6 protein-coding genes and 4 pseudogenes are annotated in these 8528 nt (G+C 47.5%); 4 read left to right on the top strand and 6 right to left on the bottom strand.

Translation table 11 applies throughout. The features are described from left to right. Positions 1-166, bottom strand: a pseudogene (locus tag DZ54_RS26380) (ABC transporter substrate-binding protein); the annotation flags it as partial. Between the two features lie 387 nt (positions 167-553). On the opposite strand from DZ54_RS26380, the gene nhaD reads away from it, so the two are divergent. Next, entirely contained in the window at positions 554-1984 is a 1431-nt protein-coding gene (gene nhaD, locus DZ54_RS0115345) for a sodium:proton antiporter NhaD (RefSeq protein WP_025675023.1), read from the top strand. Between the two features lie 113 nt (positions 1985-2097). Here the strand turns inward: nhaD and DZ54_RS0115340 are convergent, their stop codons facing one another. The 4 genes and pseudogenes from DZ54_RS0115340 to DZ54_RS0115325 form a co-directional block, all read right to left on the bottom strand. After that, positions 2098-2538 carry a universal stress protein gene (locus DZ54_RS0115340; protein ID WP_025675022.1) on the bottom strand — a complete coding sequence of 147 codons (441 nt, stop codon included), beginning with the start codon at positions 2536-2538 and terminating at the stop codon, positions 2098-2100. A gap of 21 nt (positions 2539-2559) precedes the next feature. Continuing rightward, positions 2560-3840, bottom strand: a pseudogene (locus tag DZ54_RS22390) (TRAP transporter large permease). 12 nt (positions 3841-3852) lie between these two features. Beyond that, positions 3853-4428: a TRAP transporter small permease gene (locus tag DZ54_RS0115330; protein WP_025675021.1), complete on the bottom strand. Its 576-nt coding sequence runs from the start codon at positions 4426-4428 to the stop codon at positions 3853-3855. A 56-nt stretch (positions 4429-4484) separates the two neighbouring features. Then, positions 4485-5510, bottom strand: a complete 1026-nt coding sequence (locus DZ54_RS0115325) for a TRAP transporter substrate-binding protein (protein ID WP_205619421.1) — start codon at positions 5508-5510, stop codon at positions 4485-4487. A gap of 542 nt (positions 5511-6052) precedes the next feature. On the opposite strand from DZ54_RS0115325, the gene ppiC reads away from it, so the two are divergent. The 3 genes and pseudogenes from ppiC (at position 6053) to DZ54_RS0115310 (ending at position 8406) form a co-directional block, all read left to right on the top strand. Beyond that, the gene (gene ppiC, locus DZ54_RS0115320) at positions 6053-6334 is read left to right on the top strand and encodes a peptidylprolyl isomerase PpiC (RefSeq protein ID WP_025675019.1); all 282 of its coding nucleotides are present in this window, start codon (positions 6053-6055) and stop codon (positions 6332-6334) included. A gap of 242 nt (positions 6335-6576) precedes the next feature. Continuing rightward, positions 6577-7955, top strand: a pseudogene (locus tag DZ54_RS22385) (alpha-amylase family protein). 178 nt (positions 7956-8133) lie between these two features. Further along, positions 8134-8406: a hypothetical protein gene (locus DZ54_RS0115310; protein ID WP_025675018.1), complete on the top strand. Its 273-nt coding sequence runs from the start codon at positions 8134-8136 to the stop codon at positions 8404-8406. Here the strand turns inward: DZ54_RS0115310 and DZ54_RS24980 are convergent. Beyond that, positions 8391-8528 (bottom strand): annotated as a pseudogene (locus DZ54_RS24980) (IS256 family transposase); the annotation flags it as partial. The gene DZ54_RS0115310 and the pseudogene DZ54_RS24980 overlap by 16 nt on opposite strands.

The raw sequence follows: 8528 nt of genomic DNA, 5'->3' as shown, positions 1-8528 counted from the left end.
CTCGCTTCTCCAAGCCGTCAAGCAAACCATTCCGGGTCGCATCCAGGGCGGGATGCTCAACGATTTGTGATACGGCTACGCGAGCAGTCTCAGCAAGTGTAGATGGGGTATGACCCAGTGATATCAACGCTGCACACGCAATGGCAGCGAGTTTCAGTGCTTTCATAATGACTCCTTGTTGATTACTCACGCATCCTTGCGCAATAGCAGCGATGCCGTTGCGATCTTGTCTGTTTGTTATTTGTTGTTGTGCTGAGTGCGGTGACACATCTCATTCACTTTTTTAAAACTAGTCGATTTTTGCCAACGGTGACAGAGAATATCAACTAGTAAGCTGATATTATTAATCTTGATAGTAAAGAATGTCACTACTTTTTTGTTGTTTCACCGGGGTAAGCAATAGACGTTATCGCCATATTTGTTAATATTATGTTCGTTTTTGTTCTGTGGTGATCTAAGGCTACAAAATAAACAATTAGAGGCCTGAGCAAATGCCACAGAGCGCGCTGTTTGTCATATCAAAAGTAAGGAAACAAAATTTGGAGGCTCAAAGATGAAGCGTTTGGTTGCGGCGTTGGCGTTAGTGTCGCCAACGGCTTTTGCCGCTACGACAGAACAAGGACTGGATCTCTCTCAGTCTTGGGTTGGGTATGCCTCTTTAGCCATCTTTGCTGTTGCGTACAGCTTGGTGATGCTAGAAGAAAAGCTCCATTTAAGAAAATCGAAGCCAGTATTATTAGCCGCGGGGCTGATCTGGTTACTGATTGGCTATGCTTACTCTCAGTGGGGCAACACGGCTCCCGCACAGGCAGCGCTAGAACATAATTTGCTTGAATACGCAGAGTTATTGCTGTTCTTGCTGGTGGCGATGACCTATATCTCCGCGATGGAAGAAAGGCGATTGTTCGATGGCCTGAAAGCATGGATCTTAAGTAAGGGCTATGATTTACGTACCTTGTTTTGGATCACAGGGGTGCTTTCCTTCTTTATCTCACCCATTGCCGATAACCTCACCACGGCACTGCTGATGTGCACCATTGTATTGAAAATCGGCGGTGACAATCCACGTTTTGTGAATCTTGCTTGTATCAATATTGTGGTGGCTGCGAACGCCGGTGGCGCGTTTAGTCCCTTTGGTGATATCACCACCTTAATGGTGTGGCAGGCGGGCAAGGTGACATTCACCGAATTTGGTGCTTTGTTTATCCCCTCTGTGGTGAACTACGTGATCCCCGCTTTTATCATGTCACTCTTTATTCCGAGAACTCAGCCGGATGTGATGCAAGAATATGTCGAACTTAAGCGTGGAGCGCGTCGGATCATGGTGCTATTTCTGCTCACCATTGCCACGGCCGTTGCTTTCCACGGCTTGATTCACTTCCCACCTGTGATGGGCATGATGATGGGGCTAGCGTATCTGCAGTTCTTTGGTTTTTACTTACGTCGAACGTTACCACGTTCTCTGGCACGGAAACGGGCGATCGCTGAAGCCAAGAATGACGAAGCAGCGCTAAGTCGTCTGGGCTCAGTGGTGCCGTTTGATGTCTTTCGCCGGATCTCTCATGCTGAGTGGGATACATTACTGTTCTTTTATGGGGTAGTGATGTGCGTCGGTGGCCTGAGCTTGATTGGTTATCTGTCGCTCGTATCGAATGTCATGTATTTAGAATGGGATCCCATCTGGGCCAATACCCTTGTCGGTGTGCTGTCGGCCGTCGTAGATAACATCCCGGTGATGTTTGCGGTACTGACCATGAGCCCAGAAATGTCACACGGTAACTGGCTGTTAGTGACCTTGACAGCGGGTGTCGGTGGTAGCTTGCTATCATTGGGCTCTGCGGCGGGCGTAGCTCTGATGGGCCAGGCGCATGGCAAATATACCTTCTTTGGTCACTTAAAATGGGCGCCAGTGATTATGCTAGGGTACATGGCATCAATCGGTGTGCATTTGGTCTTGAATAGCCATTATTTCCATATCCAATAAGCTCTCCCGTGACGAAAAAAACGCCGGTACCCTCTTAAGATACCGGCGTTTTTTATTGTCACTTCTGCATTTATTGTCGCATCTACATTATTTTTGGCGTTGCTTTGGTGCCCTCAAACCACCATGGTTGGACAGTGTGAGCGTCCGGCCACTCGGTGAGATACGCTGCCGAGAAACATTCCATCTTTATCAGAATGCGTGCCATGCGCCCCCATCACAATCAAATCCACCTCTTTGCTTTTGGCAAACTTAATGATTGTTTTGGACGGGCGGCCACCTTTGACAAAACCACGTATATTTTCTCCACCATTTTCATAGGCGTGTTGCTTAGCTTGCTCGACGATATTCCGCGCATACTCGCTGAGTGTTTGATCGGGGATTTGTAAACGATCAGGGCGCACCATAGAAAGTGATGCTTCAAACAAACTGTGGTGCTTAAACACACACAGCAAGTAAAGCTCTGCATCGGTCAGCTTTTGTAACTCGAGAGCTTTATCCAGCGCATTCAAGGCAGAATAAGAGCCATCGACGGCAACGAGTATTCGTTTAAACATCCAAGCACTCCTGTTGTTTAGTTACCCGAACGCGATATCACGTAGGAATAACGCAATTTGCGGGAACATCACCAGCAACGCGGCTGACAAAAGCAGCATCGCGATAAAGGGCCCCGTTCCGCGGATAACTTCCCAATAGGGTTTTTTGAAAATCGCAATGGCCGTAAAAATATCACAGCCAAATGGAGGGGTTGCTGAGCCAATCGCCACTTGTAAGGTAATGACAATCCCGACATGGACAGGATCAAGACTAGTCGCTTCTATCGCAGGTGCAAATATCGGGGTTAACACCAAAATCACAACGATCGGGTCAACAAACATACAGGCAACGAAAAAGGCGATAGAGATTGACGCCAATACCCCCATTGGCCCATCTCGCTGATCCCGACGGCTTCCAGAATCGTTTGCGGAATTTGGGCAAACGAGATAATCCAAGAAAATCCATTGCCAACGCCGACCAGAATAAAGACCACCGCCGTGATAAGGCCCGTGGAACGTGCAATCGTGAACACATCTTTACGGCTCAACGATCGGAATATACCAAACTCAAGGATCATGGCGTAAAGCACACAGACTGCCGCCGCTTCGGTGGGACTAAAGACTCCGCCATAAATGCCCCCAACAATGATTAGCGGGAACATCAGTGGCCATAAGGCTTTGCGTGTGGCGGTGAGACGCTCACTCCAGCTCGCTTTAGGCTCCGTCGGGACTTTATTGACCGTGGCGTAATACAAACAATAAAGCGAGAAAAAGCTGAGGATCATTAAGCCAGGACCGATCCCAGCAATAAACAACTCCGCGATAGAGGTTTCAGAGATCACCCCGTAAATAATCATCGATACTGGGTGGGATCAAAAAGGCGATGTCACTGGCATTAATGATTAAGGCCAGTGAAAACGGATCACTATAGCCAGCGCGAAGCAGTTTAGGGCGAAGCGCGGAGCCAACCGCAACTACCGTTGCTTGGGTGGAGCCGGATACCGCGCCAAATAAAGTGCAAGAGGTCGCGGTGCTGATGGCCAAGCCGCCACGGATATGGCCAATAAAGGTCATCACCATATCAATCAGTCGATTGGCCGACTGCCCGCGGGTCATGATATCGGCGGCGAGAATAAACATAGGAACAGCAATTAACGAAGCGGGGCGAATGCCGCCTAACACTTGCTGAATAAAGGTGTCCATTTGACCGACGCCGCCAAACATCATGTAAAAACCGCTTAAGGCGGCAGCCGTCAGTGGGATCATCATCGGAAAGCCGAGCACGAGCAAGACGATCATGATGAGCATTAAAGTCATGGCCATAGTGGTGCCTATTTAAACTTCACTTTCAGTCTCAGCGTAACCGTCAAGCACGCCAGCGGAGAGATAAACATCGGGTGATGTGAGATTTTTGTAGACAGTGAGTCCGTATTGAATACCTGTGATAACAAACCCAAGCGGAACCCAAATATAGATCCACCAAATTTCAAAGCCGAGAGCCGGCAAAATACGGCCACGATCGTAAACGGAGGCGACGTATTGATAAGAGAAATACGCTAACACCAGCATGATCAAGCCTGTGACTAGCGCAATCGTGGTCATGAGTATTTTCCTACCTGTAAATGGCAAGGTGTCATAAAGTGCAGACATCCTTATATGACGGCCATGACGAGCGGCATAACCAATCCCAGCAAAGGTGATCAATACAATTAAGATGCGGTTAATTTCGCCTGAAAAAAATAATCCTTGCCCAAAGCCAAAGCGTGCAACGACGTTGACACAGGTATTGAGGGCCATTAAGAGCACACCGGCGGCCAGCATAAAGGATTCGATCTTGCAAATCAGGGTATCCAGTTTGCCAAGGAGGCCGGGCAACTCGGAGTGATACGTGAGAGAGTCGGAATCGGTCATTGCGCATTCCTCAAATAAACAGGCACCGCAAGGGGCGGTGCCTGTACGACTGACAACTAGTTAGTAACGGTTTCTAAGTCTTTCTTAAACTGGTTAAGAAGTGCTTTACCGCTCTCACCGGTCATTTCATAGAAGGTTTCTTCCACTTGTGGTGCGCGTGCTTTAAATTTCTCGATTTGCGCATCGGTTAAACGCGTCACGGTCACGTCATCGCTAGCAGACTGGATTTTATCGAGCGATTTTTCTGCCAGGCCACTGATGTGTTGAACGGTCTCATTAAACGCATAGTCAGCTGCATCGCGGATCATCGCTTGTTCGTCTGACGATAGGCCATCAAAGAAGTCTTTGTTAGCCATTGATGCGGTCGTGAACCAACCATGGTGGGTGAAGATAAGGTTCGGTGACACTTCATACAAACCGCCAGACTCAATCCAGAAAATGGGGTTTTCTTGGCCTTGAATCATGTTGGTTTGCAATGCGCCATAGACCTCGCCCCATGGTAAAGGTGTGGGAGTGGCACCAAAGGCTTCGTAGGTAGATGACAGCAGTGGGTTGGTCATCACCCGAATTTTCTTTCCTTCCAGGTCTGCAGGCTCAGTGACAGGCTCGTCTGCCGTCATCACCATCTCACCTTCTGGATACATCTTGAGCAGTTCTAGACCTTGCTCTTCGTACAGCTCAGGGAAATTCTCGTTCACGGCTTTACTCTGGCGGAAAAATTCCACTACCGTGTCCATTTCCGTCGGCATCAGATAAGGGATAAAGAAGATTTGTGCTTCAGGGATGAGAGAACCAGTAAAACCGGGTGATTGGTTGACAAATTGCAAGATACCCGCTTGGGTTTGCTCCATGATATCGTCAGACTCGCCGAGCTCGCCAAACCGATAAATTTGCAATGAATGTTCCGAGTTATCCTCAATATACTCCTTGAATTTGTGTGCGTAGACGTCCTGCACGTCACCTTCATATTCCTCGTGGGCGTAACGCCAGGTATCGGCGTTTGCGAACGCTGAGAACCCCAGCGCGGCGGCAACGCATGAAATTGCAGTCAATTGCTTAATATGGCTATAAATGGACATCATGTCCCTCCGATATGTGGATTAGCTTTCATTCGTGGTTAACGAGAGTGTGATTGAGATCCTTTTCTCATTGAGTGAGCTGGCAACAAGTACCAGTCTCTCCTATACCCGTAAAAGCATCTGCCAATGTTTCTACACAATACACAGACAATATAAACAGCTTAACCATCAGAGGTGTAATTATTAAAGTCGGATGAATAGCAATGTGTCAGCAGTGTGATTCAGATCTTGTTTTAGGCACTTAAGCCTGCGAGGTCTTCGCCTTTTTGGAGGGATCCAACCAAAAAGCGATCAAATCAGTACGTTATAGGCATTGTTAACCAATGCTGAGGCAGTGAGCGATATTAAACACACTGTGAAAAAATGGTTAGGACTGGCATGAAAATGACATTCGCCAGCAGATTTTTTATGTTAAAAGGTTTCAGGTCTAAGTATTTTATCTCAGTGACTCCTCGCTATCCTGTCTGAAGAACGAGCGCAATCTCGTCCCCTCAATGAATGAAATCCGGTATACTCAGCCACTTTTATACATTGAGACTCTATGTATGGCCAAGAAAGCAGCGGCTCTTCACATACTGGTGAAGGATAAATCACAAGCAACTTCTTTGCTCGACCAGCTTAAAAAAGGTGCAAACTTTCAATCCCTCGCCAAGAAGTACTCGCAATGCCCGTCGGGAAAGCGAGGGGGTGACTTAGGCGAATTTCGTCGTGGTGACATGGCACCGCCTTTCGATAAAGCCGTGTTCAGTGGCGAGTTATTGCGTCCACTTGGGCCGATAAAAACCAAGTTTGGCTGGCACATCATTAAAGTTTTATACCGCACCTAATTGATACGACAACGACGTTTTCTTCCGCGAGTCAGTATTTGTAAGATCGAATCTAGATTCACTGCGCCTTTTATGTTCAGGGTTAATCCTCAGCTAAATACTCACTACGCCGTACTTATCCTCCTTATACAAGTGGCCAAAGGAGGAGGGCGGCACGCGAATAGCGCTTATAATTTTGACTATTGAATTAGCCATCAACAACGGGATCACAGTCGATGCCTAAACGCGATGAGAAGACAGATATGAAAGGCTTACAAAACACCCACTCAACGGGGGCCAACGTTATCTTGCATGCTTTTGATTGGAAGTATGCGGATGTTGCCCAACGTGCCGCGGAGATCAGGGCGTTAGGGTATGGCTCGGTGCTCGTGTCTCCCCCGATGAAAAGTGAGCAAGACGAACGCTGGTGGCTGAGATATCAACCTCAAGACTATCGTGTGATTGAAAATGCACTCGGTAACACCACGGACTTTAAAGCAATGGTTGAAGCGTTAAACCGTGTTGGTGTGCTTACTTATGTCGATGTGGTCTTCAACCATATGGCCAATGAAGCGCATGTTCGCAGCGACTTGAATTATCCCAGCCAAGCGGTGATGGCTGCCTATCACGCGCACGAAGACCACTATCGCACACTGACCTTGTTTGGTGATTTATCCGAGCCACTTTTTACTAAGCATGACTTCGTCGAAGCATTTGGTATACAAAATTGGAAAGACACTTGGCAAGTACAAAACGGGCGTATTAGCGGTGGCGCGAGCGATCCGGGATTGCCGACACTGCGTGTGTGTGATCATGTCATAGAGCAGCAACGCGCCTATCTTAAGGCGTTAAAAGCGATGGGCGTGAAAGGTTTTCGGATTGATGCGGCTAAACACATGACATTAGAACACCTCAAGCGCGTGTGGACCGATGATATTACCCATGATGCGCATATTTTTGGCGAAATCATCACAGACGGTGGTGCAAGCAAAGAAAAGAATATGAACTCTTTCTTGCTCCCTATTTACAAGAGACATGTTTAGGTGCCTACGACTTTCCGCTGTTCTCAACGCTTTACCAGGTTTTATCCAAACAGGGCAGTCTCAAATCTTTGATTGACCCTTATTGCTTTGGCCAAGCGCTATCGAAAGGGCGTGCAATCACCTTTGCTATTAGCCATGACATTCCCAACAATGAGGTTTTCTTAGATTTGGTAATGGATGAAGCGAACGAGTGGCTTGCTTACGCGTATATTTTGGGGCGTGATGGTGGCGTCCCACTGATTTATACCGATCTTGATACCAGTGGTATCAAAGGGGAAGACGGCCAACCACGCTGGCGAAATGCGTGGAAGAATCCAAAGATGGTGAAAATGATCGCCTTCCATAATTTGACCCATGGCGAACCTATGAGCATCTTGGAAGCGACCGATGATCGGCTGGTGATTCAACGGGGTGAGAAAGGGATATTGATCTTAAATAAATCATCCAATCTGCAATCACTCTCATTGACGCTGGAAAATGAGTGGACCGATATACTGTCGGGTATCACGGTCTTGAGTGGGCAGCGCATTGATGTCTCAGCCCAATCGGCGATGATGCTCGTACCGGCGATTAACCCTCAAGTGGCTAAAACGCGATAATTTGCCGTTTAAAGCTAAATACAATGATGTTTGCTCTCAGGACACATTAGAATGTGAGTCATTTTGCAGACGATAAAAAGAACATTGTTTATTGGAACTTGCTTGATGCCTTCAGGTCAGTTAAGTGATACTTGTTTGTTAAATTACTGTTATGGCTAAATAAACCTGAAGGAAAAGTATGTCCCGACACATTTTACTCACCGGAGCACTGGCGGTGTCTTTGCTCTCAGGGTGCAGTTTTCAAGGAGAGTCACACGTGAAAGCTTCCAGCCCAGGCGAACTGAGTGCGCCTGTCGCGAAAAAAATCCCTCATGAAATGACCATTCACGGCGATACGCGCGTGGATGATTACTATTGGATGCGTGATGATGCACGTCAAGACTCAGACGTGATCGCTCATCTTGAGGGTGTTCAATATTCTGTGTCAGCTAAAAATCATAGCGCGATGTGATCATCCAGTCGACCCTCAAAATGGATTGCCAACTGCGACAGTGTGAGGTTCCAATTCTGCACCGGATGTGTCCATCGCTCAGACGCTTTTAGTATCCCTGCATACAATAATTTCAGCAAACT

It is taken from the genome of Salinivibrio socompensis S35, assembly GCF_000513715.1.
GTDB classification, from domain to species: domain Bacteria; phylum Pseudomonadota; class Gammaproteobacteria; order Enterobacterales; family Vibrionaceae; genus Salinivibrio; species Salinivibrio socompensis.
Note: the sequence above shows the minus strand (reverse complement) of the source record. Positions and strands in the feature narration are given on the sequence as shown.